The 26,247-nt window shown below is 71.9% G+C and carries 22 protein-coding genes and 4 pseudogenes; 13 read left to right on the forward strand and 13 right to left on the reverse strand.

The window, feature by feature from the left end; genetic code table 11:
• Positions 1–81: 81 nt before the first annotated feature.
• Positions 82–414: pseudogene (locus tag F9278_RS46760) on the reverse strand (SRPBCC domain-containing protein); the annotation flags it as partial.
• Between F9278_RS46760 and F9278_RS46765 the strand changes: the two are divergent.
• From F9278_RS46765 to F9278_RS02165, 3 genes and pseudogenes are all read left to right on the forward strand, one after another.
• Positions 415–597 (forward strand): annotated as a pseudogene (locus F9278_RS46765) (hypothetical protein); the annotation flags it as partial. It abuts the pseudogene before it with no gap.
• Between the two features lie 87 nt (positions 598–684).
• Positions 685–948: a GlsB/YeaQ/YmgE family stress response membrane protein gene (locus F9278_RS02160; protein WP_152166732.1), complete on the forward strand. Its 264-nt coding sequence runs from the start codon at positions 685–687 to the stop codon at positions 946–948.
• Between the two features lie 117 nt (positions 949–1,065).
• Positions 1,066–1,980 carry a GNAT family N-acetyltransferase gene (locus F9278_RS02165; protein ID WP_226966594.1) on the forward strand — a complete coding sequence of 305 codons (915 nt, stop codon included), beginning with the start codon at positions 1,066–1,068 and terminating at the stop codon, positions 1,978–1,980.
• Between the two features lie 61 nt (positions 1,981–2,041).
• Here the strand turns inward: F9278_RS02165 and F9278_RS02170 are convergent, their stop codons facing one another.
• Complete coding sequence (locus F9278_RS02170; protein WP_152166733.1) at positions 2,042–2,824, reverse strand: GNAT family N-acetyltransferase; 783 nt, start codon at positions 2,822–2,824, stop codon at positions 2,042–2,044.
• Between the two features lie 216 nt (positions 2,825–3,040).
• On the opposite strand from F9278_RS02170, the gene F9278_RS02175 reads away from it, so the two are divergent.
• On the forward strand, positions 3,041–3,544 hold the full coding sequence (locus F9278_RS02175) for a nucleoside deaminase (protein WP_152166734.1): 504 nt from the start codon (positions 3,041–3,043) through the stop codon (positions 3,542–3,544).
• Between the two features lie 64 nt (positions 3,545–3,608).
• Positions 3,609–4,754 carry an acyltransferase family protein gene (locus F9278_RS02180; protein ID WP_152166735.1) on the forward strand — a complete coding sequence of 382 codons (1,146 nt, stop codon included), beginning with the start codon at positions 3,609–3,611 and terminating at the stop codon, positions 4,752–4,754.
• Here the strand turns inward: F9278_RS02180 and F9278_RS02185 are convergent.
• Positions 4,732–5,595, reverse strand: a complete 864-nt coding sequence (locus F9278_RS02185) for a GNAT family N-acetyltransferase (RefSeq protein WP_152166736.1) — start codon at positions 5,593–5,595, stop codon at positions 4,732–4,734. The genes F9278_RS02180 and F9278_RS02185 overlap by 23 nt on opposite strands.
• 335 nt (positions 5,596–5,930) lie before the next feature.
• Here F9278_RS02185 and F9278_RS02190 point away from each other — a divergent pair, with 335 nt between their 5' ends.
• The 3 genes from F9278_RS02190 (at position 5,931) to F9278_RS02200 (ending at position 9,447) form a co-directional block, all read left to right on the forward strand.
• Positions 5,931–7,604 (forward strand): alpha/beta hydrolase, encoded by a 1,674-nt coding sequence (locus tag F9278_RS02190; RefSeq protein WP_152166737.1) that lies wholly within the window; start codon positions 5,931–5,933, stop codon positions 7,602–7,604.
• A gap of 124 nt (positions 7,605–7,728) precedes the next feature.
• A complete protein-coding gene (locus tag F9278_RS02195; RefSeq protein WP_152166738.1) occupies positions 7,729–8,259 on the forward strand; it encodes a DUF4232 domain-containing protein in 531 nt (176 codons plus the stop codon).
• A 78-nt stretch (positions 8,260–8,337) separates the two neighbouring features.
• The gene (locus F9278_RS02200; RefSeq protein WP_152166739.1) at positions 8,338–9,447 is read left to right on the forward strand and encodes a baeRF3 domain-containing protein; all 1,110 of its coding nucleotides are present in this window, start codon (positions 8,338–8,340) and stop codon (positions 9,445–9,447) included.
• 1 nt (position 9,448) lies between these two features.
• Here the strand turns inward: F9278_RS02200 and F9278_RS02205 are convergent, their stop codons facing one another.
• On the reverse strand, positions 9,449–9,862 hold the full coding sequence (locus F9278_RS02205; RefSeq protein ID WP_152166740.1) for an SsgA family sporulation/cell division regulator: 414 nt from the start codon (positions 9,860–9,862) through the stop codon (positions 9,449–9,451).
• Between the two features lie 393 nt (positions 9,863–10,255).
• Here F9278_RS02205 and F9278_RS02210 point away from each other — a divergent pair, with 393 nt between their 5' ends.
• A complete protein-coding gene (locus tag F9278_RS02210) occupies positions 10,256–11,686 on the forward strand; it encodes a PP2C family protein-serine/threonine phosphatase (RefSeq protein ID WP_152166741.1) in 1,431 nt (476 codons plus the stop codon).
• Between the two features lie 9 nt (positions 11,687–11,695).
• On the opposite strand, the gene F9278_RS02215 is transcribed toward F9278_RS02210, so the two are convergent.
• On the reverse strand, positions 11,696–13,192 hold the full coding sequence (locus F9278_RS02215) for a DNA-binding protein NsdB (protein ID WP_152166742.1): 1,497 nt from the start codon (positions 13,190–13,192) through the stop codon (positions 11,696–11,698).
• Between the two features lie 236 nt (positions 13,193–13,428).
• Between F9278_RS02215 and F9278_RS02220 the strand changes: the two genes are divergently transcribed.
• Together F9278_RS02220 and F9278_RS02225 are read left to right on the forward strand one after the other, a co-directional pair.
• Entirely contained in the window at positions 13,429–14,571 is a 1,143-nt protein-coding gene (locus F9278_RS02220) for an aminoglycoside phosphotransferase family protein (RefSeq protein ID WP_152166743.1), read from the forward strand.
• A 237-nt stretch (positions 14,572–14,808) separates the two neighbouring features.
• A complete protein-coding gene (locus tag F9278_RS02225; protein ID WP_152166744.1) occupies positions 14,809–16,785 on the forward strand; it encodes an N-acetylmuramoyl-L-alanine amidase in 1,977 nt (658 codons plus the stop codon).
• A 68-nt stretch (positions 16,786–16,853) separates the two neighbouring features.
• Here the strand turns inward: F9278_RS02225 and F9278_RS02230 are convergent, their stop codons facing one another.
• Together F9278_RS02230 and F9278_RS02235 are read right to left on the reverse strand one after the other, a co-directional pair.
• On the reverse strand, positions 16,854–17,351 hold the full coding sequence (locus tag F9278_RS02230) for a hypothetical protein (RefSeq protein WP_152166745.1): 498 nt from the start codon (positions 17,349–17,351) through the stop codon (positions 16,854–16,856).
• Positions 17,352–17,455: 104 nt separating this feature from the next.
• Entirely contained in the window at positions 17,456–18,058 is a 603-nt protein-coding gene (locus F9278_RS02235) for a CGNR zinc finger domain-containing protein (RefSeq protein WP_152166746.1), read from the reverse strand.
• A gap of 178 nt (positions 18,059–18,236) precedes the next feature.
• On the opposite strand from F9278_RS02235, the pseudogene F9278_RS48420 reads away from it, so the two are divergent.
• Positions 18,237–18,650 (forward strand): annotated as a pseudogene (locus tag F9278_RS48420) (transglutaminase domain-containing protein); the annotation flags it as partial.
• 558 nt (positions 18,651–19,208) lie between these two features.
• Here the strand turns inward: F9278_RS48420 and F9278_RS02245 are convergent.
• From F9278_RS02245 to F9278_RS02265, 5 genes are all read right to left on the reverse strand, one after another.
• Entirely contained in the window at positions 19,209–19,454 is a 246-nt protein-coding gene (locus F9278_RS02245) for a DUF397 domain-containing protein (protein WP_033526253.1), read from the reverse strand.
• 82 nt (positions 19,455–19,536) lie between these two features.
• Complete coding sequence (locus F9278_RS02250) at positions 19,537–20,703, reverse strand: thiolase domain-containing protein (protein ID WP_152166747.1); 1,167 nt, start codon at positions 20,701–20,703, stop codon at positions 19,537–19,539.
• Entirely contained in the window at positions 20,700–21,749 is a 1,050-nt protein-coding gene (locus F9278_RS02255; RefSeq protein ID WP_152166748.1) for a thiolase domain-containing protein, read from the reverse strand. Before F9278_RS02255 ends, F9278_RS02250 begins: the two co-directional genes overlap by 4 nt.
• Complete coding sequence (locus tag F9278_RS02260; protein ID WP_152166749.1) at positions 21,746–22,687, reverse strand: Zn-ribbon domain-containing OB-fold protein; 942 nt, start codon at positions 22,685–22,687, stop codon at positions 21,746–21,748. The genes F9278_RS02255 and F9278_RS02260 overlap by 4 nt, the downstream gene beginning before the upstream one ends.
• 114 nt (positions 22,688–22,801) lie before the next feature.
• A complete protein-coding gene (locus F9278_RS02265; protein WP_152166750.1) occupies positions 22,802–23,602 on the reverse strand; it encodes a crotonase/enoyl-CoA hydratase family protein in 801 nt (266 codons plus the stop codon).
• 167 nt (positions 23,603–23,769) lie between these two features.
• Here F9278_RS02265 and F9278_RS02270 point away from each other — a divergent pair, with 167 nt between their 5' ends.
• Positions 23,770–25,389 (forward strand): acyl-CoA synthetase, encoded by a 1,620-nt coding sequence (locus tag F9278_RS02270; RefSeq protein WP_152166751.1) that lies wholly within the window; start codon positions 23,770–23,772, stop codon positions 25,387–25,389.
• 12 nt (positions 25,390–25,401) lie between these two features.
• Here F9278_RS02270 and F9278_RS02275 read toward each other — a convergent pair.
• A pseudogene (locus tag F9278_RS02275) lies at positions 25,402–26,243 on the reverse strand (alpha/beta fold hydrolase).
• Positions 26,244–26,247 lie beyond the last annotated feature (4 nt).

A 26,247-nucleotide genomic window follows, 5' to 3' on the forward strand; every position in this document is an offset into this window, starting at 1 on the left:
TCCGGCGGACCGGCCGTCGCCGTTCGCCCACCCCTGCGCCTTGCCCCCACGCCTGCGCCTGCGCCTGCGCCTGCGCCACCGTCAGCCCGTGCGCGGCACCTCCCAGGGCTCCTGCGGCAGCACCCGGCCGGTCTCCAGCAGCGACTTGAGGTTGGACAGCACCGCGGGCCAGCCGAACGACACCGCGGAGAGCGCGCTCTCGTCCTCCAGGTCCTCATGGGTCACGGTGAGCCGCACGATGTCGCCGTGCGGCTCGACGGCGAAGGTGACCCGCGAGTACGTCTCCTCCCTGCCCTCGTTCTCGGGCGAGGCCCAGGTGGTGACCAGCCGGGTCGGGGGCTCGCTCGCCACGACCGTGCCGACGACGTCCTCGACGCCGGAGCCGTCGGTGCGGACATGGGCCCAGCGCGAGCCCTGGCCGGCGGCGTCCGCAAGGCACGTCTGCTGGACGAGCGGGCGCCGGTGGACACCGTCCGGGTCGCGACCGACGGACGCACCGTCATGGACATCGCGGCGGAGGTGCCGACCGTCACGGGATGGCTGCCGGACCGACGGGCCGACAGGCCGCCGCCGGTCCGACCGACCGGCGGCTTGTGAGGAACCCGCAACGGAGGCGGACTGCACTCGCGTTCGAAGGGCACTCGCAGGGTTGCGTGGATCCCGACGACAAGGGGCGGAGTTCAGATGGACATCGACGGCATCATCAGTGCCATCGTCATCGGCATTGTCATAGGCGTGCTCGGCCGACTCGTCGTGCCGGGCCGACAGCGCATCGGCATCCTGCTGACAATCGTCGTCGGCATCGTCGCCGCGCTGATCGGCACGGCGATCGCGGCGGGTGTCGGCGTGGCGAACACCGATGGCGTCGACTGGGCGGAGTGGCTCATCCAGATCGCCCTGGCGGCCCTGGGCATCGCGGCACTGGACCGCACACGGGCACGGCGCTGAGGCGGCGCGGGGCGGACAGCGGCGGCCGAGGCCCGGAATTCCGTTGCGGGTGAGCGTGCCCGGCGGCTAGCGTCGCCGGGCTTCGCCCTTCCGTCGCCGACCAGCCCCGGAGTCCTCTTGCCCCCGCGCGTCACCAGCGTCACCCGTATCACCCCGCTCACCGACACCGCCGCCGCCCCGTCGAGCCCTCGCCCGGCCTGGCTGGCGTCCGGGGCGGAGGGCGTCCCTCTCGGCTCCGCGTTCCTGCGGCTGTTCGGCGGGGAGGGGCAACGGCATCTGGCGGAGCTGGAGGTGTCCGTGCACCCGGCCGAGCGGCGGCGGGGCGTCGGCACCGCGCTGCTGGACGCGGCCGTGGGCGCGGCGCGCGCGGACCGCCGCCGCGCGGTCGTCGCCCAGGCCCCCGAGGGCTCCCCCGGCGACGCGTTCCTCGCGGCACACGGCTTCCGCCGCGTACTGCCCCTGACGTACGCCCGGCTGGAACTCGCCGGAGCGGACCCCGGCCACTTCACCCGGATCCTCGAACAGCCGTGCCCCGGCTACCACTTGATCGACTGGACGGGCGTCGTACCGCCCGAGCTGGCGGAAAACTACGCGGCGTCGCGCCGGGCGATGGACGACATGCCGATGGGCGACACCGACTACGGGACGGTGGTCTGGGACGTCGAGCGGGTCGTCGCCGCCGCCGAGGCGATCGCGAAACGCGGCGACTCGCTGCACACCGTGGCCGCCGTGCACACGGCGAGCGGCACGATCGTCGGCTTCTCGGAACTCGTCCTGCCGGGCGACGGCAGAGGCAGCGACAAGAGCAAGAGCGAGGGGCAGCACTACGGCACAGCCGTGCTGCCCGAGCATCGGGGTCACGCCCTGGGCCTCTGGATGAAGGCGAAGGCCATCCTCCACGCCCACCACCTGGACCCGAGGCTCGCCCTGCTCACCGACACCGCGGCGGACAACGCCCCCATGCGCCAGGTCAACGACGTGCTCGGCTACCGGCCCACACACACGGCGATCGAGTACCAGCTCGACCTGTGACGGACCCCGCGTGATCGGGGGACCCAGGGTCCTTCTCCCACGGGGATCCATCAGAAGGACCCTAGGGGGCGACCACGTACTCGTACGGCGTGGTCGTCGTGAGTGGTTCGAAGCCCAGGCGGGCCAGGATCGGGCGGCTGGTGGCCAGCGCGTCGACCTGGACGTAGCGGTAGCCGCGGTCGGCGGCGACGCGGGCTCGGTGGGCGACCAGCGCGCGGTAGACACCTCGGCCGCGCCAGCCCTCTACGGTGCCGCCGCCCCACAGACCGGCGAAGCGCGTGCCGGGGAGCAGTTCCATCCGGGCGGCGCTCACCGGTTCGTCGCCGGCGAGGGCGACGACGGCCACGACCGACTCGGTGTCCCCGGTGAGCTGGGCCAGCAGTTGGTGGCGCATCCGGGTGCTGTCCGTGCCGAAGGCCTTCTCGTGGACGTCGGCCACCAGGTCCACGCCCTCACGGTCGGTGACGGGCAGGAGCCTTACGCCCTCCGGGGGCTCGATGTCGAGGGTCAGATCGGCGACCTCCGCGATCATGAGCGTCTCCTCGGGAGCGGCCGTGAACCCGGCGTCGCGCAGGCGTTGTCCCAGGTCGACGGGGAGATCGTGGCCGTACAGCTTCCATTCGAAGTCGCGTCCGAGGCTTGAGAAGTACCGGATCTGCTCGGTGATCGCCGCGTCGGCGCCCGCCTCGTCCAGGTCGGACCAGACGACGCCGCTCCAGCCGTTCTCGAATCCGATCTGGCGCACCACCCCACCGACGCGCTCGATCCGGGCCCCGGGCCCGTCGGGGCGCGCGCCCTCCCGCATGTCCCGGTCGAACAGTGCCAGCACAGCAGCGTGATCCATACGGCTCACTCCATCATCAGTCGTTCGCCCTGGCAACGGAATTCGCCCGCCAATCACGCGCCGGGGCGATCCCGCCCACGCCCGCGCCGGCTCGCCGGGGCCCTCGGCGGCGCCGCAAGGGTGTCGCTCGTGGAAAGGCCGGGGATTCGGACACACGACGTAAGGTGCACGTCGCGGAACGCGGTCGAACGGTCCCCGAGGAGGGTGCGGACGAACATGGTGAACGACTCCGAACTGGTGTACCTACGACGTTGTGTGGAGCTGGCGACCGAGGCGCTGGAGTCCGGCGACGAGCCGTTCGGTTCGGTCCTGGTCGGCGGGGACGGCACGGTGCTGGCCGAGGACCACAACCGGGTGGCGGGCGGTGACCGCACCCGGCACCCGGAGTTCGAGCTGGCCCGCTGGTCGGCGGCCCGGCTCACGCCCGAGGAGCGCGCGGCGGCGACCGTGTACACCTCCGGCGAGCACTGTCCGATGTGCGCGGCGGCCCACGCCTGGGTGGGTCTGGGCCGTATCGTGTACGTCGCCTCCTCCGAGCAACTCGCCCTCTGGCTCGGCGAGTTGGGAGTCCCCGCGCCACCGGTGCGGACGCTGCCGGTACGGGAGATCGCGCCCGGGGTGACGGTCGAGGGGCCGGTGCCGGAGCTGGTCGGGGAGGTACGGGCACTGCACCGGCGCTTCCACGCCGAAACCGTCGGCGGCGTCGCCGACGATGACTGAGACGGTCGTGACGGGGCAGGCGGTCCGGGTTCCGTCGTCGTCGTTGTCCGGAGACCTTTCACCGATGTCCGAAGACGTGGTGCAGCAGACCCGCCCCGCCCCCGCGGCCCCGCCCGACGGGCGGCGGCCACGGCCGGGGCGGGCCTCGCGGGACCCGTACTTCGACAACGCGAAGTATCTGACCATCGTCCTGGTGGCCTGCGGGCACGCCTGGGAGCCGCTGACGTACGGCAGCCGGGCGGCGACGGCCGCGTATCTGACCGTGTACGCGTTCCACATGCCGGCCTTCGCCCTGATCTCCGGGTACTTCTCGCGGAGCTTCGACATGGCGCCGGGCCGGCTGAAGCGGCTGATGACGGGCGTGGTCCTGCCGTATGTCGTGTTCGAGACGGCGTACACACTGTTCTACCGGTGGGCGCAGGACGATCCGGGGTATCCGCTGAGTCTGCTGGATCCCTGGTACGTGATGTGGTTCCTGGTCGCGCTGTTCATCTGGCGGCTGACGACCCCGCTGTGGCTGATGTTGCGCCACCCGCTGCCGGTCGCGCTGGGGCTCGCGACGCTGGCGGCGGTCTCACCGGATCTCGGTGGCGATGTCTCCATCCAGCGGGTGCTGGGCTTCCTGCCGTTCTTCGTACTGGGGCTGACCCTGCGGGCCGGGCACTTCGAGCGGCTGCGCACCCGCCGGGCACGGCTGTGGCTGCTCCCGGTCGGGCTGGGGGCGCTCGGGGCGGCGTACTGGGTGGCGCCGTGGTTCGACGCGGGCTGGTTCTACCACCGGGGCAGTGTCACCGGCCAGGGCGTCTCCCGCTGGTGGGGGCTGCTGACCACGCCCGCCCTGTTCTGTCTGGCGGTGCTGCTGACGGCCTGCTTCCTGGCCTGGGTGCCGCGCCGGCGGCTGTGGTTCACGGCGCTGGGCGCGGGCACGATGTACGGCTATCTGCTGCACGGCTTCGTGATCAAGTGGGCCCGGTTCCGGGACTGGTACGCCGTCGAGTGGCTGCACACCCCGCTCGGGGAACTGGCGGTCACGGCCGTCGCCGTCGGCGGCATCACCCTGCTGTGCACCTCCCCCGTACGGGCCGCGCTGCGCTGTGTCGTCGAGCCACGCATGGAGTGGGCGTTCCGGAAGAGCGGCACGGCCCCGGCGGCCGGGACGGCGGGTGCCGCCCCTTCCGCCGGCTCCGCTAGCCGAGTTCCAGAGTCGTGATCCCGAAGACGCGCTCCGCCGCGTGCGGCCGGATCGGGCCGGTGTACATCCGGGCCGTCTCGAAGGAGGGCGTCAGCCCGTACTCCTCGACCAGTGCCGCGGCGGCCGTGTTCGGTTCCGGTACGTCGATGGCCAGCGGCCGGCCCGCGGCCTCGGCGGCCAGCCCGGCGAGGAGCGCGCGGGCGTCGGCGGCGGTGTCGGCGAACAGGGGCCCGATCCGCAGGGCGTCCCGTCCGGGGCGGATCACTCCGTAGCCGGTGAGCCGCCCGTCGACGATCCGCGCGAGGGCCCGGTGCCCGTCCGTGGTGAGCCAGCGCTCCAGGAAACGGGGGCGGTCGGCGGGGTGGCAGGCGCTGTCGTACGCCGCGAGGTCCTGCGCCGCCCGGGGCCCGGCGCCCTCGACCGGCCGGACACCGTCGGGGACCGGCACAGCGGGCGCCACGCCCGAGTACCGGAAGGTGCGGTGGGCGGGCTCGAAACCGGACTGCCGGTAGTTGTCCTGCTGCGCGACCACCCCGTCGAGGCCGACCGTACGGGCGCCGGCGTGCGCGAGCGCGGTCTTCCAGGTGGCGAGGCCGTGGCCCTGACCACGCAGCTCCGGGCGGACCAGATAGAAGCCGAGGAAGGCGTAGTCGTCGCCGTGGTTCACGACGGAGACGGACGAGACCGGTTCGCCGTCGAGGCGGCCGATGAAGAAGCCCTCGGGGTCCTGGGCGAAGAAGCACGCCGGGTCCGAGAGCCCCGGGTTCCAGCCCTCGTCCCCCGCCCATCGGGCGACCACCGCCCAGTCGTCGGGCGTGGCCCGGGTGACGACGAGGTCCTGAGGCCCCGGAGAGGTCATCTCTGCGCTCCTTCGCTGAGGTCGCGAGTGCGGGCCGACATGCGACCGCGGGCACGGTGGTCGGCCGCACCCCGCGGCATCCTCTCCGAGGCCCGGACCCGCCCGCGACGCCGGAACCGGCCGGACCCGGGCGGGGCGCCGGGCGATGGGCCCGGCCGACAGCCCGGTTCACTCGGACGAGCGACACGGCCACGGGCTGTGTACGGCGTCGGCGCGGCGCAGGTTACGGCAGTTCCGGCCGGTCCGCCCGCCCGCAGGCGTGGCCGCGAGGGGCCGCCTATGGTGATCCGGGGGTCGTCCCCGGCCGCCCCGGCCGGGCGTCCCTGGAGGCACGCATGCGGTCCACGCACAGCCGGCGCCCGCTCGCCGGAGCCGCGGTCACGGTGCTGGCCCTGCTGGCGGCCGGGCTGCCGGCCACGGCGGCGGGCGCCGACGACGACAAGGACGACAAGCGGTCCGACCCGAGCCGCTTCCACCACCAGAAGATCAAGTGGTCGAAGTGCGAGGGCATGGAGATGCCCGAGGATCTGCGCTGCGGCAAGGTCACCGTGCCGCTCGACTACTCCCGGCCCGGGGCGGGCACCCTCGATCTGGCGGTGGCCCGTATCCGGGGCACCGGCGACCCGCGTGGCTCGCTGCTGCTGAACTTCGGCGGCCCCGGCGGCCCTGGTGTCCCCGAACTCGCCTACAGCGGCGAGGACTTCATGGACCTCACCAAGGGCTACGACCTGGTCTCCTTCGATCCGCGCGGTGTGGGGCGCTCCTCCCCCGTCAGCTGCGGCGACGGCACCGACACGGCCCTGGAGGCGACCGACGACGGGGACGACGCGAACGACCCGCGGACCGCGCTGAGGCAGCTGCGGCGGGCCGCCGCGGCCTGCGAGAAGAACTCCGGGCCCGTGCTGCCGCACATCGGCACCCGTAACGCCGCCCGCGACCTGGACGTGCTGCGCGCCGCCCTCGGCGACAAGAAGCTCAACTACCTCGGCTTCTCCTACGGCACCCGGCTCGGCGCGGTGTACGCGGCGCAGTTCCCCGACAAGGTGGGCCGGATGGTCCTCGACGGGGTGGACACCCTGACCGAGCCGCTGACCGAACAGGGTCTGGTCGGTGCCGCGGGCCAGCAGACCGCGCTCGAGGACTACCTCGACGCGTGCACCGAGGAGCTGACCTGCCCGTTCGGGCAGGACTCGCGGTCGGCCCGGGAGCAGGTCGTGGCGCTGGTCGAGTCGCTGGACGAGTACCCCGTGCCGTCCGACTTCGGGCAGGACTTCACGGGCCAGCACCTGGTGGGCGCCATCGGCCACGCCCTCTACAGCGAACAGATGTGGCCCCTGCTCACCCAGGCGCTCAACATGCTCGTGCACGACGGCGACACCCGGGGCGTCATGGCGCTCACGGGCGGCGGCTTCGCCCCGACGATCACTCCGTACCGCGTGTCCGGCCCGATCCGTACGTCAGCCCCGTACCGCTCGCTCGTGCCCGCCCGTCCGCACGAGCCCCCGGAGCCCACTCCGTCCGGCACGCCGACCCCGCACGCCGGACTGGTCGACGCCGAGAAGATACCGCCGGACAACTATCCCGCCGCGCTCATGGCGATCAACTGCGCCGACGACCCCGACCGGCCCACCGCCGCCAGGATCACCGACGACCTGGAGGAGCTGCGGGCGGCCTACGAGGACGCCTCCCCCGTGTTCGGGCCGTACCGGCTCACCCAGGTGCTGATGTGCTACGGCCGCCCCGCGGGCACCGACTTCGTCCGCGAGGAGGTCCGGGACCTCGACACCCCGAAGGTCCTGCTGGTGGGCACCCGGGGCGACCCGGCCACCCCGTACCGCTGGACCGTGGAGACGGCGAAGCGGCTCGGCTCCTCGGCGGTCGTCCTCGACAACAAGGGCACGGGGCACACCGGGTACGGGTCGTCGAAGTGCGTGCACACGAAGGTCGACGACTTCCTGCTGTTCGGGACGCTGCCGGACGACGGAAGTTCCTGCGGGGCCGACGATTGAGCATCGGGCGTGTAACACGGGCGCATCCGGTACAACCCGGTACGCATCCCGCTCGTCACATTGGGCAGGCGTCACCTTTGTGCATGCCGTACCCGTAAGTGACCAAAGCTGGGGGATTCCACCGATGCGTATCCGTTCCTTCCTCACCGTCTCGACCGCGGCGACCGCCGGTGCCGCGCTGCTCCTCGCCGCCGCCCCGCAGGGGCTGGCCGCCCAGCCCGCCGCGAAGACCCCGGTCTGCAAGGCGAAGGTCCTCAAGCTGGGCGCCAAGCAGGCGAAGGACACGCGGGTGGTGCACATCAGCGTCAAGAACACCGGCACCCGCACCTGCACGATCGACCGCCTGCCCGTGGTCACCTTCGGCGACCTCGACGGGGCGGCCCTGCCGGTGCCCTCGGGCGAGAGCGGACCGTACAAGGTCGGCGCGGGCCGGACCGTGTACGCGGCGGTCCGGACGATCGCCGACCTCAAGGACCCGGAGGCCCGGCGCGTGGGCACGATCACCGTGTCCGCCAACCCCAACCTCAACGGCCGTACGTTCACCGCGAAGCAGCTCGGTTCGAGCAAGAAGGTCAAGGTCTGGGAGCCGGTGACGACCTGGTGGAAGCCGTCCAAGGCCGCCGCCGACAAGGCGCTGAAGAAGGAAGTCGGCTGATCTTCGCGGAGATCACACGGAATCGCGCACCGGATTACCCCAAATGCCCGGTGCGCGATTCGGTCCTATCGTGAAGTCATGGAGCATGCCCTCAGTCCCGCGACCCTGACCGAACTGCGCCGCCCGCGGCCCTATCCGGCGGTGTCGGTGCTGACGCCGACCCACCGCCGGGAGCCCGAGAACTCCCAGGATCCGGTCCGGCTGCGCAATGTGGTGGCCGAGGCGAAGAGGCGGCTGGTGCAGGATCCCGCCGTCACCCGGGAGCGGCGCGCCGATGTCGTCGGACAGCTGGACCTGGCGCTCGCCGAGGTGGATCTGACGCACGCCGAGGACGGTCTGGTGATCTTCGCGGCGCCGGGCGAGCACCAGGTCTGGTCGCTGGCCCGTCCGGTGCCGGAGCGGGTGGTGCTCTCGGACACCTTCCTCACCCGGAACCTGGTGGCCGCGCGCGCCGCCGAGCGGCCGTTCTGGGTGCTCTCGGTCTCCCCCGACCGGGCCACCCTGTGGAACGGCGGCACCGACCGCGTCACCGAGGCGCGTACCGGCGGATTCCCACTGACCAGGGACCGCGACAACTTCGACGCCGAGCGGCAGGAGCGGATCGGCGATCTGCCGTCGGCCTTCCGCGACGAGGACACCCGGCACTTCCTGCGGGACGCCGACGCCGCGCTGGCCCGGGTGCTGCGGACCCAGCACCGGCCGCTGTACGTCACCGGGGAGACGGCGGCGCTGTCCCTGCTCGACGAGATCGGCACGGTCACCAAGGCCGCCATCCATCTCCCGCACGGCGGGCTCGCGCACGGCACCCCGGACGCGGTGTGGCAGGCGGTCCGGCCGCTGGTGGCCGCCGAGGACCGCAGGAACGTCGACACGGTGGCCCGGCGGCTCGAATCGGCCCGCGGCCACAAGGCGTTCGCGGCCAGTGTCGACGAGATCTGGCAGAACGCGCGGCAGGGCCGTATCCAGCTGCTGGCCGTGGAGGAGAACTACCGGACGACCGTCCGCGCACACGGTGACGGGACCGGCGGTGGTCATCTCGTGCCGGCCGCGAGCGATGATCTCGACGTCCGCGAGGACATCGTGGACGAGATCGTCGAGCGGTGCCTGGACACCGGCGCCGAGGTCCGCTTCGTCCCCGACGGCACGCTGGGCGACGCCCGGGGCATCGCGGGGGTCCTGCGCTACTGACTCAGACGTTCCCGAGCAGGGACGTCAGGCCCCGGTCGAGCGCCGGACCCACCTCTTCCCTCCCGGCCGCGACGACGGCGTAGCTGCGCACCAGGAACCGCTGGAGCGCCGCCTTCTCGAACCGGAGCAGTGCCATGCCGTACGGGGAGTGCAGTTCGACCACCGTGCGGAACCGGCCGCAGGGCCAGATGTGGACGTCACCGACGCCGGAGGGTGCCCGCACCCCCTCCTCCAGCAGCCCCCGGGAGAAGGTCCAGGTCACCATGTCACCGTTCAGCGAGATGTCGGCCGGGAAGTCGAGGTGCACGGCCAGCGGATCGTCGGAGGAATAGCGCAGGCTCGCGGGCACCGGGACCTCCCGGTCCTCGGCGGTGACGAGGAGAGCGCGGGCGGGCTGTTCCAGCGTGACGGTCATGAACGGTCTCCGTTTCGGTGAAGCTCTTCCGAGGGCTTTCGCACGACGCGGCTCCTTGGATTCACCTCTGTGACCCATGTCACCCGATGGGATCCACCCATGCCGCTCCATGCAATCGCGCGGGCTCGCACATATGCCCCTCGAACAGGGGAATGAAAGACAGGTGAATGCGGTCCACGGTCCGTCAAGTCACGTACGATCCCTACGACTTGGGCCCTCGGCCCGCGTATCGACTTGCGGTGGAGAACCCCGACCGCAAGGACGGTGGCATATGCCGGATGCACCCCCGTATCGCGTCTTGCCAAATCCCTTACAGCGCGTCGCGGGCTGTGCGACAGTCGTAATCGGCCCTTACGTCAGCGTTGGTCGTACCGACCCCCATCGGAGTACGTGATGCCGTCCCATCTCTCTGCGGATCGTCCCGCCGCTCAGCCGCCCCGGCGCGGCACGGTCGACGCGCTCATCTCGCAGACGCGGCGGCTGCGGGGCGACGTCGACGCCGTACGGCGGGACGCGCCGGCCGACCCGGCGGACCCCGAGATCCGCTGGCAGCGCGCGCTGTACGACCTGGCACTGCATCAACTGAGCGATCTGGACGACCACTTGGCCCAGCTGCGGGACGGCCCGGAACCGCCGCCCGCCCCCTCGGCCCCGGCAGGCCTCCCCGTCGCACCGCCCCCGGCACCCCGGCGCGCCTCCCTGCTCAGCCGGGTCGGCAGCGCCGAGTGGAACCTGCTGACGGACGAGGCCAGTTGGTCCGGGGAGCTGTACCAGATCCTCGGCCGCGACCCCGCCGCCCCGCCGCTCACCCTCGACGAACTGCCGTCGCTGGTGCTCGACGAGGACCGGCCGAGGCTGACGGCGATGGTCACGGACTGTCTGATCGACGCCAAGCGCATCGACGGGGAGTTCCGGATCCTGCTCCCCGACGGCGGGGTGCGCACCGTGCACATCATGGGCGAGCCCGTGCTCGACGACGACGGCGGTACGGCCTCCATGTGGGCCGTCCTGCGCGACGTCAGCGAACTGCGGCGCAGCCAGCGGGCGGAGAGCGAGACCCGTGACTCGCTGCACCGCCAGCGGCATGTCGCGCAGACCGAGCACCGGCTCGCGGTCGAGCTGCAGGAAGCCGTGCTGCCGCCGTGGCGCGGCTCCCTGCGGCTCCCGCGACAGGGGCCGGCTCGACTGGACCTCGCGGCCCACTATCTGCCCTGCTCGACGAGCGCGCTGATCGGCGGCGACTGGTACGACGCCCTCGAACTCCCGGGCGGAGAGAGCCTGTTGAGCGTCGGCGACCTCACCGGGCACGGGGTGACCGTCACCTCGGGCATGGCGATGCTGATCGGCGCGCTGCGCGGCATGGCGATGGCGGGCACCGAACCGGCCCGGCTGATGGCCTGCCTCAACCAGCTGCTGGACGCCACCGTGCAACCGGCCCTCGGCAGCGCCGTCTGCTGCCGCTACCGGCCGGCGACCCGCACCCTGGTGTGGGCGCAGGCGGGACACCCCGCCCCGCTGCTGTTCCGCGACGGGACGGGGCGCGCGCTGACACCACCGGACGGTGTCCTGCTCGGAGCGACCTCGGGTGCCGTCTACGGGCAGGCCGAAGTGACGCTCGAACAGGGCGATCTACTGCTCCTGCACACCGATGGACTGGTCCCCCGGCGAGGAGGAGAGGCAGCCGTGCAGCGGCTGTTGGACCTGGCGCCACGGTTCGGTGAGGCGCGTACGGCCCAGGAGTGTGTACGGACGGTGGTGGAGACGTTCGGCGAGACCGAGCGCGCCGACGACGCCTGTGTGCTCGTCGCCAGGGTCAGTTCCTGACCGCCGGGGTCAGGCCGGGGTCTTCGGCAGCCGGGGCTTCGGCTGGGGCTTGGGCAGGGAGAGCTTGATCTCCTCTCGCAGATCCTGGATCTTCGGATAGCCGGCGTACTGACCGGTGAGCCGGTACATCTCCCGCAGCCGGTCCCACGTGCGGTGGGAGGAGTTGGAGCCCATGGCGCCCAGCGCCATACGGGCGAAGCTCGCCGCCTGCTCCGGGTCGTCGGCGATGAAGGAGGCCGAGGCCATCGACAGATAGTCGAAGATCCGCGACCTCTCCTGCTTCTCGGTCCTCAGGTCCAACGCCTTCTCCGCATAGTGCCGGGCATGCTGGGCCGCGGCCGGTTCATGCTCGGCGAGGGTGCGGTAGGCCAGGGCCTGCATGCCGTACAGATCCGCCTCGTTGAACATCTGCATCCAGCTGGGCGGCGGCACATCGGCCCGGTCGGAGACGAACAGGTCCTCCGCCTGGCCCAGGGTGCGGCGCATGGCCTGGCCCTTGCCCATGGAGGCCTGTGCCCAGGCCTCGACGGTGTGGAGCATGGCCTTGGTGCGCGGCAGCACCTGCTCGCCCGAGCCGGACTGCGCCAGCTTCATCAGGTCGAGCGCCTCGTCCGGCCTGCCGAGGTGCACCATTTGTCGGGCCGCCCGGGAGAGGGCCTCGCCGGCGCGCGGCCGGTCACCGCCCTCCCTGGCGGCATGGGCGGCGATGATGAAGTACTTCTGGGCGGTGGGTTCGAGGCCGATGTCGTGCGACATCCAGCCGGCGAGGACGGCGAGGTTGGCGGCGACGCCCCACAGGCGCCGCTGGATACGGTCGGGGTGACGGTAGGAGAGCATGCCTCCCACCTCGTTGAGCTGTCCCACGACAGCCTTGCGTTGCAGCCCGCCGCCGCGGGCCGCGTCCCAGGCCCGGAACACCTCGACCGAGCGCTCCAGTTCCTCGATCTCCTGCGATCCGATGGGGGCGGCCTCGTAGCGGTCGAACCCAGCGGGGTCGGCGTGCAGGGGATCGTCGAGATGGGGAGCGTCGGCCGCGAGGGCCGGGTCGGTGTGCAACCAGTCGTGCATGGCACTGCTGAGTGCGGAGCCCGCGGTGAGCGCGACGCCCGCACCCACCAAGCCGCGTCGGTTGAGCATGAGGTCCATTCCCGTGAATTCGGTGAGGACCGCAGCAGTCCGTTCGGGCGCCCACGGCACGCCGTCGGGATGTTCCACACTCCCGCCGCCCTGCCGTTTCCCCGTACGCCCGTGCCGGACCAGACCGAGGTCCTCGATGGTCACGACACGGCCGAGACGCTCGGTGAACAGCGCAGCCAGCACCCGCGGCACGGGATCGCGCGGGATCTCTCCCATGTCGATCCACCGCCGCACCCGTGAGGTGTCGGTCGCCAGCTGCGGATGGCCCATGGCCGCCGCCTGCCGGTTGACCAGCCTCGCGAGCTCGCCCTTCGACCAGCCGGCCAGGCCGAACAGGTCTGCGAGTCGGGTGTTGGGTTGTCCGCTCACGTCAAGCCCCCAGGTTCTCGGCTGAGTTGAATGTAGCCCGCTGTCAGTTGCACGGGGACTATTCGCCAGGCTTCGCCAGGGTGCGCTACATGGTGTGCCACGGCCCATCCGGTGTCAGGTAGGAAAGCGCCACCCCGACCCGGTCGCCCCCGACGGGCACTCCCCAGGGTGTCCCCGGACGGCCGGGGCGGGTGGCGCGTGACCTCGTCGGCACACGAAGGGATCTGTCTTCCCCCATGTACGCAGCATCGTCCTCCGTGTCCGCTCCTCCCCGATCGCTGCACCCCCGCCAGCCGGGCGGCGGCGGCCCCTACCTCGACCCCACGCGTACGGCGGCCCCGATGCTCGGCGCCGGCCGGGCGCGGCGTGCGCCCGGGCTCGGCACCCAACCGCTCAGCGGGAGACTCGACTTGTCCGGCCCCCAGGGCGCGCAGCTGCGCACGGCGATCGCCTCGGTGCATCGCATCTGCCCGGAGTTCACTCCGGTCCAGGTGCTGCGCCGCAGCGGACGCTCGGTGCTGCTCGTCGGCACCACAGGGCGAAGTACGGCCGTAGCCAAGTGTTTACTGGATCATTCCTCCATCTGGGAGGACCGGCTCCGGCACGAAATAGCCGCTTACCGCTCGTTCGTCCGGCACCGCCCACCCGTGCGGGCGCCGAGGCTGATCGCGGCGGACCCGGACAACTGCACCCTGGTCATCGAGCGGATGCCGGGCCGGGTGGCCGCCCTGCAGCGGCATCCGGTGGAGGCGCCGCCGCGCGCCGACATCCGGGCGGCGCTCGGCGCGATCTGCCGGCTGAACGCGTGGCGGCCACCGGCGGGCACGTTCGACGCCCCGCTGGACTACGCGGAGCGGATCTCCCGCTTCCATGAGCTGGGCCTGCTCACCGACCGGGACCTGGGCGATCTGCAGAAGCTGCTGCACGGCATCGCGCACGCCTCGGGCCGTCAGGGCATGGGCCAGTTCTGCCACGGCGACGCCCTCCTGTCGAACATCCTTCTCTCACCGGCCGGTCCAGTGCTGGTGGACTGGGAGCACGCGGGCTGGTATCTGCCGGGGTACGACCTGGCGACGCTGTGGGCGGTGCTCGGGGACGCCCCCGTGGCGCGGCGGCAGATCAGCCAGCTGGCGCAGTCGGCGGGTCCGGCCTCACGGGACGCGTTCCTGGTGAACCTGATGCTGGTCCTGACCCGGGAGATCCGTACCTACGAGACGGCCGTGCAGCGTTCGATGCACGACACGACCCCGGCGGCACCGGGCCCGCACCACCCGGCTGCTGCGCCGTCCGGCGAGGAACAGCGGCTGCTGCTCAGGCGGCTGCACGACGACTGCCAATTGGCCCGCAAGGCCGTACGGGCGGCGGTCGGCACTCGCTGAGGGGAAACGAAGGTCCGCGGCGCACCCTGGACAGGGTCACGCCGCGGACTTTCGTCATGTCGGCGTCCCACCGGCGTCCTGCCGGGGTCATGTCGGCGTCCTGGCGGAGCGTGGCGATCAATCACGGGGGACGCGGCCTTCCCCGGGCATGATTGACGGATCGTCGGCCGACCGATAGCAGTGGTGCTGTTCGGTCCCGCACGCCCCGCCAACGCCCCACCGTTCCAGGAGGCCGCCTTGCGAGGATCCCCCACCGACCGCAGGCACACCCCGTACCCCAGACACTTCCGAAGAGCGGCGTCCGCAGCGGCGCCCGCCGTCCTGCTGCTGCCCCTGCTGGGCGCGGCCCCGCCCGCCGAGGGGTCGGCCGTCTCCTCGGCCCGGCTGCAGTCCGCCTTCGCCTCGGCCGCCGCCGAGTACGGCGTCCCGCGCAGTGTGCTGCTCGGGGTCTCCTATCTGCAGTCCCGCTGGGACGCCCACGGCGGCGCGCCGAGCGTCACCGGCGGCTACGGCCCCATGCATCTCACCGACGCGCGCACGGCCCTGGCCGAGGCCCCGCACCACAGCGAGGGCGCGGAGGACCCGCGCGGCGACGACTCCCGGCCGCCGCTCAGACCCGAGGCGAAACTGCCCGAGACCGGTGAACTCCCGGCCCGGCTGAGGACGTTGACGAGGGCGGCGGAGCTGACCGGTCTGCCCGAGGAGGCTCTCCGCACGGACACGGAGGCCAATGTCGCGGGCGGTGCCGCGCTGCTCGCCGCCGCGCAGCGCGAGCTGGGCGCCCGGCCGAGTGCCGATCCGGCGGACTGGTACGGGGCGGTGGCGCGTTTCTCGGGCGCCGACGACCGGGCCACGGCCTCGGCGTACGCGAACGATGTGTTCGCGGTGATCCGTGACGGTGCCGGGCGCGTCACGGACGCCGGCCAGCGGGTGACGCTCGCCGCCGAGCCGGGGCTGCGCACCGACACCGGGCAGTTGTCCCGGGCCGGGCTGCGCGCGTCCGCCGCGGCCGGCGCGGAGTGCCCGACGACGGTGTCCTGCGAGTGGATCCCTGCGCCGTACGAGGAGTTCGGCGACAACGACTACGGCAACCACGACCTGGCCGACCGGCCGAACGCGCAACCTGTCCGGTACATCGTCGTCCATGACACCGAGGGCTACTGGGACACCACCCTCGAACTGGTCCAGGACCCGACGTATGTGTCGTGGCAGTACTCGCTGCGTTCCACGGACGGGCACATCGCCCAGCACATCAAGGCCAAGGACGTGGCCTGGCACGCCGGCAACTGGTATGTCAACGCGGGGTCGATCGGTCTGGAGCACGAGGGTTTCCTCGCCTCGCCGGACGCCTGGTACACGGAGGCGATGTACCGGGCGTCGGCGCGGCTGGTGAGGTACCTCTCCGACAAGCACGGCATCCCGCTGGACCGGCAGCACATCCTCGGCCATGACACCGTGCCCGGCCCGACGACGGCGACGATTCCGGGGATGCACACCGACCCGGGCCCGTACTGGGACTGGCGGCACTACTTCGAGCTGCTGGGCCATCCGCTCGGCGCGACCTCCGGCAGCGACAGCACCATGGTCACGATCCTCCCGGACTACGCCGACAACCGGCCCGCGTTCACCGGCTGCGGGTCCGGCGGCGCGACCTGCGCGGTGCACGGCTCCAGCGCGGTGCGGCTGTACAGCAGGCCGGACGCGACCTCGCCGCTGATCAAGGACATCGGGCTGCGGCCGGACGGCAGTGCCTCGACGATCGGGGTGAACGACCTCGGTTCCCGGGTCTCCACCGGGCAGCAGTACGCGGTCGCCGAGCGGCAGGGCGACTGGACGGCGATCTGGTACCTGGGACAGAAGGCGTGGTTCCGGAACCCGGCGGACAAGCCGACGGCGGTCGGCGCGGCCGGGCTGGTGGTGACGCCCCGGGAGGGCCTGGCGGACATCCCGGTGTACGGGCGTGCCTACCCGGAGGCGTCGGCGTACCCGGCGGGGGTGCCCGCGCAGGCGGTGTCCCCGTGGCCGTACAAGCTCCTCAAGGACCAGAAGTACGTCACCGGGGGTCAGGTGCCCGGCGAGTACTACTACGCGGTCACCTTCGACACGAGCGGACACCGGTTCGTGGTCGGCAAGGACCTCTACTACGAGATCCAGTTCGGTCACCGGGTGGCGTTCGTACGGGCGGCGGATGTGCGGGTGCTGCCCGCGGCGTGAGCGTGCGGAGCCGAGGAAGGGCCGGGTGCGCGCACCCGGCCCTTTTCCGTGCTCGTCCTCCGCGGTGCTCAGCCCTGCTGGAACAGCTCCGCCGGGAGCGGCTTGAGAAGCGCGTACAGGTCGTCGGTGATGGGGCGGTCCCAGGCGGCGATGGTCACCAGGACGTTGTCGCTGCGGTCGAACTGGACGCAGGCGATCCGGGACTCGGAGAGTTTGAGACGGCGGACGATCAGGAGGTTGTCGCCCTGCATCACCGGCATGTCCTCGACGCCGACGACGGTGATGTCCTCCTCGTTCTCCAGCGCGATCAGCAACTGGGCCACCTCGAAGGGGACCTCGCCGTCGGAGACCTCGCGCGCCGGGGAACCCTCGGGAAGATTGCCGATGATCATCGCGGGGCCACGGCCGCCGTAGAGGTCGTAGCGCAGGAAGACGCCCTGGCAGCTGCCGTCGGGGGCGGGCAGCAGGCCGGCACCGAGATTGCCCGGCCAGTCGCCCGGATCCATGGCCAGTACGTCGAAGTCGGGGCCGGCGGGAGTGGCGCTGCGGCGGCGGAGGAAGGACATGCCGCAATGGTACGGCGTGCCGTGCGGCGGTGGGGCCGAGGGAGCGTCGGGGGCCAGAACCCAAGATCTTCATCAGCCTTCCAGGGCGTTCCGCGGGGTGGGGGTCAGCTTGCCGTCCTCTTGTGCCGGGCGTGGTGGCGGGCGACGCGGGCGCGGTTGCCGCAGGAGGGCCGGCACCATTCCTGGCGGGGGTGTTCCTTGAGGAAGTAGCGCACACAGCGGGGGGCATGGCAGGCGCGCAGCCGCTGTCGTTCGGGGCTCGCGAGGAAGGCGAGGGCGGCGCGGGCGAGGGTGGCGGTGAGGGGGTCCTCGCCGGTGGCGGACCGGTGGTGCACGACGGGTTCGGCGTCGGGGCCCCAGGTCAGGACCGGGACGGTCGGGGTGCGGGCGGCGGCCTCGTTGAGGCGGGCCAGGGCCTCGGGGACGGGCAGCAGCCGGGCGGCGTCGGCCGGGCTGGGCGCGTCGGGGCTGACGGAGCGGGCGAACAGGGCCCGGACTGCGGCGCGGAGATCGCGTACGGCGGTGAGCGCGGCCTCGTCGACGGCCGGGTCGGCGGTGCCCGGCAGGAGGTCCGTGTGTGCCCGGACCCAGGTGGCGAGCCCCGGGGCATCGGTGAGGTCGTCGGTGACACCGCCGGCGCCGTCGTGGCGGACGGTCAGGGCGAGGTCCAGGGCGAGCCGTGCGTCCGCGCTGATCGAGTACTCCATGGCGCTAATGATAGGGGAGGCTCCATCCATTAATTCGAGGTGGGCGCAATTCACGCGGGAATTCCGGGAACCGCGTTTCCTGCGGGAATTGTGGACAATTGCGGGTGAATTTTGGCACGGTGAGGCGAAGCGGCCCGTAATTCGAACGCGTGGCCGATTCATTCTTGGGGGTTCAGCCATGCCACCCGTGCGCCTCGCACCGGACGTCGCCGCCTTCTACGCCACGCAGAGCACCTTCACGGACCGGGGCGAACTCGCCCCGCGCTACGCCGATCTGCCCCGCGATCCGGCCCGACTCGCCCGTGTGGCGCGGGATCTGACGATCCATCGGCTCGAAGGGGTGACGTTCGGCCATGCCATCCCCCGGGAGCGTCTGCACGACGACGCCGAGACCCGCTACCTCGACGACATCCTGCGGATCGTCGTCGGGCGGAACGACGCGCCGTTGTCGTACCGCCGCGAGCCCGGGGACCGGTTCGTCGGGGTGTGCCGCGACTTCTCGCTGCTGCACTGCTCGCTGCTGCGCCACCTGGGCGTGCCCGCGCGGCTGCGGTCGGGCTTCGCCACCTATTTCGGCGGGAACGGCTTCCACTGCGATCACGTGGTCACCGAGTACTGGGATCCGGCGCGTGGCTGGCTGCTGGCCGACGCGCAGCTGATGGACCCGTTGGTCGTCGACACCTGGAAGGTCGACTTCGACCCGATGGACGTGCCGCGCAACCGCTTCCTCGTCGCGGGCACGGCATGGCGGGCCGTCCGGGCGGGCGAGGTGGACCCCCGCTCGTTCGGGCTGCATCCGCCGCAGGAGGGACCGATCAACGGGGAGTGGTTCGTGGCCGGGAACCTCCGGCTCGATCTCGCGGACCTCAACAAGGTCGAGACGCTGCTGTGGGACATCTGGGGCACCGAGACCGAGCCCGGCCATGATCTCACCGACCCGGTCCGCGAGTTGTACGACGAGGTCGCGCGGGTGGCGGGCGACGAGGTGGACTTCGGCGCGGCGCGGGAGCTGTTCACGGGGCACGAGGGGCTGCGGACACCGCGAACCGTCCTGTCGCTGGCGCCGTACAACGGCCCGCGCGAGGTCACCCTCCGCCGACCCGCCGCGTGGTGGGCTGCCCGGCCGCCCACCACGCGGCAGTACGACCGCTCAGGTCAGATCGAACTCGCCCTCACGGGCGCCCGACACGAAGGCGCCCCATTCGGCGGGGGTGAAGATCAGCGAGGGGCTCTCGGGGCTGCCGCTGTTGCGCATGGCGATGAAACCCTCGACAAAGGCGATCTGGACATCTCCCCGCCCCTGGCTGCTCGACCGCCAGTCCGCGTTGCTCAGGTCCAGTTCCGCCGGCTTGTGCCAGCCGTCGAGGGATCGCTGCTGCATGGTGGTCTCGGCCACGTCCGTGCTCCTCCCGGTTCGTCGTCCGCCCGCCAGACTAGCGATCGACCCCCACCGCCGACAGGCCACGTGAGGGGGAGGTTCAGGAGGTGGGCGGTTCGGCGCCGACGAGCCACATCGAGAAGAACTGCGATCCGCCGCCGTAGGCGTGCCCGAGCACCCGTCGGGCGCCCGCCACCTGGTGTTCTCCCGCGAGGCCCCGCACCTGGAGCGCGGCCTCCGCGAAGCGGATCATGCCGGAGGCGCCGATGGGGTTGGTGGAGAGGACCCCGCCGGACATGTCGACCGGAAGATCGCCGTCCAGCTCGGTGACACCGGACTCGGTGAGCTTCCAGCCCTCGCCCTCGGCGGCGAAACCGAGGTTCTCCAGCCACATCGGCTCGTACCAGGAGAACGGCACGTACATCTCGACGGCGTCGATCTCCCGGCGCGGATCGGCGATACCCGCCTGCCGGTACACATCGGCCGCGCAGTCCCGTCCCGCGCGCGGCGACACGCTGTCCTTGCCCGCGAACAGCGTGGGCTCGCTGCGCATCGCCCCGCCGTGCATCCAGGCGGCGGGCCGGGGCGCACGGGCGGCGCCCGCCCGGTCGGTGAGGACCATGGCGACCGCCCCGTCCGAGGAGGGGCAGGTCTCCGAGTAGCGGATCGGGTCCCACAGCATGGGCGAGGCCTGGACCTTCTCCAGCGTGATGTCGTGCTCGTGGAGATGGGCGTACGGGTTCTTCAGCGCGTTGCGGCGGTTCTTGTACGCCACCAGGGAGCCGACGGTGTCGGGGGCGCCGCTGCGCCGCATGTACGCCCGCACGTGCGGGGCGAAGAAGCCACCGGCGCCGGCCAGCAGCGGCTGCTGGAACGGGATCGGCAGCGACAGGCCCCACATGGCGTTGGATTCGGACTGTTTCTCGAAGGCGAGGGTGAGGACCGTGCCGTGGACGCGGGCGGCGACCAGGCTCGCGGCGACCAGTGCGGTCGAACCGCCGACCGAGCCGGCCGTGTGCACCCGCATCATCGGCTTGCCCACCGCGCCGAGCGCGTCCGCGAGATACAGCTCGGGCATCATGACGCCCTCGAAGAAGTCGGGCGCCTTCCCGATGACGACGGCCTCGACGTCGGCCCACTCCAACTCGGCGTCGTCCAGGGCCCGTCGGGCGGCCTCGCGGACGAGTCCGGCGATCGACACGTCCCGGCGCGCCGCCACGTGCTTGGTCTGGCCGACGCCTACGACGGCCACGGGCTCCTTGCTCATCGGGGATCCCCTTCGAGTACGGCGACCAGGTTCTGCTGCAGACAGGGCCCGGAGGTGGCGTGTGCGAGCGCCCGGTCGGACTCGCCCCGGTGGATACGGGCGGCGGCCTCGCCGATGCGGATGAGCCCGGCGGCCATGATCGGGTTGGCGGCCAGCGCCCCGCCCGACGGATTGACGCGCACCCTGTCGTCGAGCCCGAGCACCTCGCGCAGGATCACCTCCTGGGAGCTGAACGGCGCGTGCAACTCGGCGGTGTCCACGGGCCGTTCGTACGCTCCGGCCCGCTGGGCGGCGAGGCGGGTGGACGGCGAGTCGGTCAGATCCCGGACGCCGATGCCGTGCGCCTCGATACGGTGGTCGATGCCCCGGATCCAGGCGGGCCGTTCACACAGCCCCCGGGCCCGCTCCCCCGCCGCGAGGACCACGGCGGCGGCCCCGTCGCCGATGGGCGGACAGTCCCCGGTGCGCAGCGGCCGTACCAGGTAGTCGCCCTGCGGCACCGAACCCCGCAGCTGGGCATGGGAGTTCGCTTCGGCGTCCGCGCGGCTGCGGGCCCCGACCGCCGCCAGTGCCGGTTCGTCCGTGGTCCCCGCGTCGATGAGGGCCTGGGCCTGGAGGGCGGCGAGGGCGACGGAGTCGGGCCACAGCGGGGCGACGTAGTACGGGTCCAACTGCCGGGTGAGGACGTCCCGTACGGAGCCCGGCGATGACTTGCCGTAGGAGTAGACGAGGGCGGTGTCGGCGTCCCCCGTCCGGAGTTTCACCCATGCCTCGTACAGCGCCCACGCCCCGTCCATCTCGACGTGGGACTCGGAGATCGGCGGCCAGGCGCCCACGCCGTCGAGGGCGAGGGTGAAGGAGAAGGCGCGGCCGGCGAGATAGTCGCTGGAGCCGGAGCAGGTGAAGCCGATGTCGGCGGTCTTCAACCCCGTCCGTTCCAGGACCTGGTGGAGCACCGGCATGAGCATCTCCACCTCGGAGACGGCGTCGCTGGTGCGGCGGTGGTCGGTCTGGGCGAAGGCGACGACGGCGATCTCCCGGTTCACAGCAGCTCCTTGAACGTGTCGTGCTCGGCGTCCGGCTCGCCGGTGGGCCGGTAGTGATCGGGATAGCGGGCGCCCTCCGTCCACACGGGTTCGACGCGCAGACCGATCCGCACCTGGTCGTAGGGGATGCCCGCGATCCGGCCGTGCAGGGCGAGATCGGCGCCGTCGAGGGCGATGTGGCCGTAGACGTAGGGGACTTCGATGTCGAGATTCTTCGCCTTGATGTTGACGATGCAGAACGTGGTCAGCGTGCCGCCCGGCCCGACCTCCACCTGCCCGGCCGTGGCGACCCCGCAGGTCGGGCAGGCTCCCCTCGGCGGGACGTACACCTTGCGGCAGGACGGGCAGCGTTCGCCGACGTTGCGGCGTTCGGCGAGGGCGTTGATGTAGCCGGTCTGGGCACGGCCGGGCGCGTAGGTGTAGTCGAGGCGGGCGGGAGCGACGATCCCGGTGACGGGTTCGGCGAACTCGCCGCCGTGGCCCGCCGGTTCCTCCGGTTCGCCGTCGTACGGCTCGAAGCAGGCGATGTCCGTGATGGCCCCGGACCGCTCCTCGGCCCAACGGAGGCGCACCCGCATTCCGGTGCGTACGGCGTCGGGACCGGGCACGTCGAGCGCGTGCAGCAGCGCCGTGTCGGCACCGTCGAGCCTCACCAGCACCCAGGCGAAGGGTGTACCGAGAGGCTGCCCACGCCGGGGCTCATGGTTCCAGGCCCAGGTACTGACGGTCCCGGTGGACGCGACCTCGACGAGATCACGGATCTCCTCGGCGGTGACGGGGTCGTACTCGACGGGCGGCACCACCACCCTGCCGTCCCCGGCCCGCACCCCGAGCACGACCCGTTCCCGCAGCCCGGTGAGAAAGGCACTCTGCACGGGCCCCAGGGAACGGGTGAAGGGGAACTCGACGGTGAGGGGTGCTTTGAGGATTGCGGACATCAGGGCTTGCCTCCTTCGAAAGGGGGGCGACAGGCGCGCCCCCCAAGGGGCGCGGGGAACTGCGCGACCAGCCACGGACGGCCCGCAGCCGACGAACGAACTGCCTCAGAACGCCTACGCCCGCTTGTAGACAGGGGTCCGTTTCTCGGCAAAAGCCCTGGCCCCCTCCTTCGCGTCGGCCGTGTCGAAGACCGGCCACCCCCGCTTCAACTCGGCGGCCAGCCCCTCCGCTTCGGTCATCTCGGCCGTCTCGTACACGGACGCCTTCACCGCCTCCACCGCCAACGGCCCACACGCGTTGATCCGTTCGGCGATCTCCAGCGCCTTGTCCAAGGCGGTCCCGTCGGCCACGACATGCCCGATCAGCCCGATCCCCGCGGCCTCGCGCGCGGAGTACGGGCGCCCGGTGAGCAGCATCTCCAGCGCGTGGGTGCGCGGGATCTGCCGCTGGAGGCGGACCGTGGAGCCGCCGATCGGGAAGAGCCCGCGCTTGACCTCGAACAGACCGAACGTCGCCGACTCCCCCGCGACACGGATGTCCGTGCCCTGGAGGATCTCCGTGCCCCCGGCGACACAGTGGCCCTCGACCGCCGCGATCACCGGTTTGCGCGGCCGGTGGTGGCGGAGCATCGCCTTCCAGTGCAGATCGGGGTCGGCCTTGAGCCGGTCCCGGTACTGCTGCCCCTCCATCCCCTTGCCCGCGAGCGCCTTGAGGTCCATCCCGGCGCAGAAGGCACCGCCCGCCCCGGTGAGGACGATCGAGCGGACCGTGTCGTCCGCGTCGGCGTCGACCCAGCCGTCGTACAGACCGACGAGCATCGGCAGCGAGAGCGCGTTCTTGGCCTCGGGCCTGTTGAGCGTGAGCACCAGCGTGGCGCCTTCGCGCCGCACGGCGAGGTGTTCGGTGCCGCTCATCCGGAGTCCTCCGTCCGCAGGAAACGAGAACAGGTTGCAGGAGTCGGGTCGGCACTTCAAGGGTTTTCTGACAGACAGTCAGATTTCTGTGCGTGGACCCTTCACAGTTGTGCCGCCCTTTGCTCTGATGACCGGCAATCAGGGGCAGCGAGGTCAGGAGGAGCGCGGTGGAGTACAACCTTGCCGACCTGTTCGAGTCGGTCGTCGACGTGGTGCCCGACCGGGCGGCTCTCGTGTATCTCGACATCCCCGGGACGGGGGCCGAACGCCGGCTCACCTACGCCGAGTTGGACGCGGCGGCGAACCGGATCGGCCACCGTCTGCTGGACAGCGGGATCGAGCCCGGGGAGCACGTCGGCCTGCATCTCTACAACGGCGTCGAGTATCTGCAGACGGCGCTCGGCTGCCTCAAGGCGCGGATCGTACCGGTCAACGTCAACTACCGTTACGTGGAAGAGGAGTTGGTCTACCTCTACCGGGACGCCGATCTGGCGGGGCTGGTCTTCGACACGGAGTTCACGGGGCGGGTGGCGGCGGCGCTGCCGCGGACGGAGAAGCTGCGGCATCTGGTGCGGGTGGGGACCCCCGCACCGGTCGCGCCCGCCCTCGATGTCGTCGACTTCGCCGAGGCGGTGGCGTCCGCGTCGCCCGAGCGCGGCTTCCCGGCCCGCTCGGGCGACGACCAGTTCATCATCTACACCGGCGGTACGACGGGCATGCCCAAGGGCGTGATGTGGCGTCAGGAGGATCTGTTCTTCTCAGGGTTGGGCGGGGGCGCTCCGACCGGGGAGCCGGTGAAGTCGCCGGAGGAGCTGGCCGAGCGGGTCGCGGCCGGGGGTGACGGGATCACGTTCTTCCCCACGGCCCCGCTGATGCACGGCACGTCGACGCTGACCGCGTTCATCGGGTTCAACTTCGGCCAACGGGTGGTGATCCACCGCAAGTTCGTGCCCGTGGAGGCTCTGCGGACGATCGAGAAGGAGAAGGTCTCCAGTGTGTCGCTGGTCGGCGACGCGATGCTGCGTCCGCTGATCGACGCGTTGAACGGACCGATGAAGGACACGGACTGCTCGGCCCTGTTCAGTGTGTCGTCGTCCGGGGCGATCATGTCGGAGACGGTCCGGCAGCAGTTCCAGGCGCTGGTGCCGAACGCGATGCTGCTGAACAACTTCGGTTCGTCGGAGTCCGGCTTCAACGGCACGGCGACCGAGGACTCGGGCGCGGGCGACGGTTTCCGTATCCGCGTCCACTCCCGTACCCGGGTGGTGGACCCGGCGACGTACGAGCCGGTCCCGGTCGGTGTCCCCGGCCGGGTGGCCCAGCGCGGCCATGTGCCCCTCGGCTACTACAACGACCCGAGGAAGACCGCCGAGACCTTCTTCGAGCGGGACGGCGAGCGCTGGGTGCTCCTGGGCGACATGGCGACGGTCGACGAGGAGGGGGTCGTCACGGTCCTCGGGCGGGGCTCGCAGTGCATCAACACCGGGGGCGAGAAGGTGTATCCGGAGGAGGTCGAGCAGGCCCTCAAGGCGCACCCCGACGTCTACGACGCCCTGGTGGCCGGGGTGCCGGACGCCCGCTGGGGCAACCATGTCGCCGCCGTGGTGCAGCTGCGCGAGGGCGCGGCCCCGCCGTCCCTGGAGGACATCCAGACCCACTGCCGTACCCGTCTCGCCGGCTACAAGATCCCCCGTCAGCTGGTGCTCACCGATTCCGTGCAGCGCTCCCCCAGCGGCAAGGCGGACTACCGGTGGGCGCGGTCGGTGGCGGTGGCCGCGGACCGGTGAGCCGCCGTCCGCTCAGCGGCGGCCGGTGAGGAAGTCCCCGACACACCGTACGAACCACTCCGGGTCGTCGAGCCACGGGTAGTGCCCGCCGTCGGGCTGGACCGCGTACCGCGCGCCGGGGAACAGTTCGGCCGCGCGGCGGGCGAGGGCGGGTGCCGGGCCGGTGTCGAGGGCGCCGGCGTGGACGAGGACCGGGGCCCGGAGCGCGGCGAGCGCCGCCCGGGTCGCGGGCGGGTCGTAGGCACCGGCGGAGCCGTGGACGCCGGCCGCCTCGTCGTTGGTCTGCTCCTCCTCGGCGGCCATGTGGGCGCGCGCCGCGTCGTCCCAACGGCCGTAGAAGAACGGCATCATCGCGTCGTCGAAGGGTCCCCGCCCGGTCCAAGCCGCCTCGAACGCCGGGTACGCCTCGGCGAACCACGGCTCGCCCTCGCGCAGCCGGGCGGCTCCGAGTCGGTCCTCGACGGTCACCGGCAGCCCCAACGCCCAGGGAGTGGCGGTGATCAGCGCCAGCCGGGCCACCCGCTCCGGGTACCGCGCCGCGTAGAGCGTGGCCAGATTGCCCCCGGCCGAGTGGCCGAGCACATCCACGCTCCCGAGGCCCAGATGCCGACGCAACGCCTCCACGTCCCCGACCTGCCGGTCGCACCGGTACGTCGCCGGGTCGGCCGGCACCGCCGAGTCCCCCGTCCCCCTGAGATCCAACAGCACCAGCCGCCGCCGAGCCGCCAGCCCACCCAGGTCCCCAGATAGGCGGAGGCCCGCATGGCGCCGCCCGGCAGGACGATCAACGGCTCCCCCTCGCCCCGCAGGTGGTAGGCGAGTTCGGTTCCGTCGGGTGCGGTGAAGGCAGGCATGGTG

The sequence above is a fragment of the Streptomyces phaeolivaceus genome (genome assembly GCF_009184865.1).
GTDB lineage: Bacteria > Actinomycetota > Actinomycetes > Streptomycetales > Streptomycetaceae > Streptomyces > Streptomyces phaeolivaceus.

Coding starts and splice junctions, on each gene's coding strand:
- F9278_RS02185 (WP_152166736.1), bottom strand. CDS start 5,595: ATGACCTCTCCGGGGCCTCAGGACCTCGTCGTCACCCGGGCCACGCCC.
- F9278_RS02260 (WP_152166749.1), bottom strand. CDS start 22,687: ATGTCCGCAATCCTCAAAGCACCCCTCACCGTCGAGTTCCCCTTCACC.
- F9278_RS02235 (WP_152166746.1), bottom strand. CDS start 18,058: ATGGAGTACTCGATCAGCGCGGACGCACGGCTCGCCCTGGACCTCGCC.
- F9278_RS02250 (WP_152166747.1), bottom strand. CDS start 20,703: ATGAGCAAGGAGCCCGTGGCCGTCGTAGGCGTCGGCCAGACCAAGCAC.
- F9278_RS02170 (WP_152166733.1), bottom strand. CDS start 2,824: ATGGATCACGCTGCTGTGCTGGCACTGTTCGACCGGGACATGCGGGAG.
- F9278_RS02200 (WP_152166739.1), top strand. CDS start 8,338: ATGGAGCATGCCCTCAGTCCCGCGACCCTGACCGAACTGCGCCGCCCG.
- F9278_RS02175 (WP_152166734.1), top strand. CDS start 3,041: ATGGTGAACGACTCCGAACTGGTGTACCTACGACGTTGTGTGGAGCTG.
- F9278_RS02195 (WP_152166738.1), top strand. CDS start 7,729: ATGCGTATCCGTTCCTTCCTCACCGTCTCGACCGCGGCGACCGCCGGT.
- F9278_RS02180 (WP_152166735.1), top strand. CDS start 3,609: ATGTCCGAAGACGTGGTGCAGCAGACCCGCCCCGCCCCCGCGGCCCCG.
- F9278_RS02160 (WP_152166732.1), top strand. CDS start 685: ATGGACATCGACGGCATCATCAGTGCCATCGTCATCGGCATTGTCATA.
- F9278_RS02220 (WP_152166743.1), top strand. CDS start 13,429: ATGTACGCAGCATCGTCCTCCGTGTCCGCTCCTCCCCGATCGCTGCAC.
- F9278_RS02205 (WP_152166740.1), bottom strand. CDS start 9,862: ATGACCGTCACGCTGGAACAGCCCGCCCGCGCTCTCCTCGTCACCGCC.
- F9278_RS02230 (WP_152166745.1), bottom strand. CDS start 17,351: ATGTCCTTCCTCCGCCGCCGCAGCGCCACTCCCGCCGGCCCCGACTTC.
- F9278_RS02210 (WP_152166741.1), top strand. CDS start 10,256: ATGCCGTCCCATCTCTCTGCGGATCGTCCCGCCGCTCAGCCGCCCCGG.
- F9278_RS02190 (WP_152166737.1), top strand. CDS start 5,931: ATGCGGTCCACGCACAGCCGGCGCCCGCTCGCCGGAGCCGCGGTCACG.
- F9278_RS02265 (WP_152166750.1), bottom strand. CDS start 23,602: ATGAGCGGCACCGAACACCTCGCCGTGCGGCGCGAAGGCGCCACGCTG.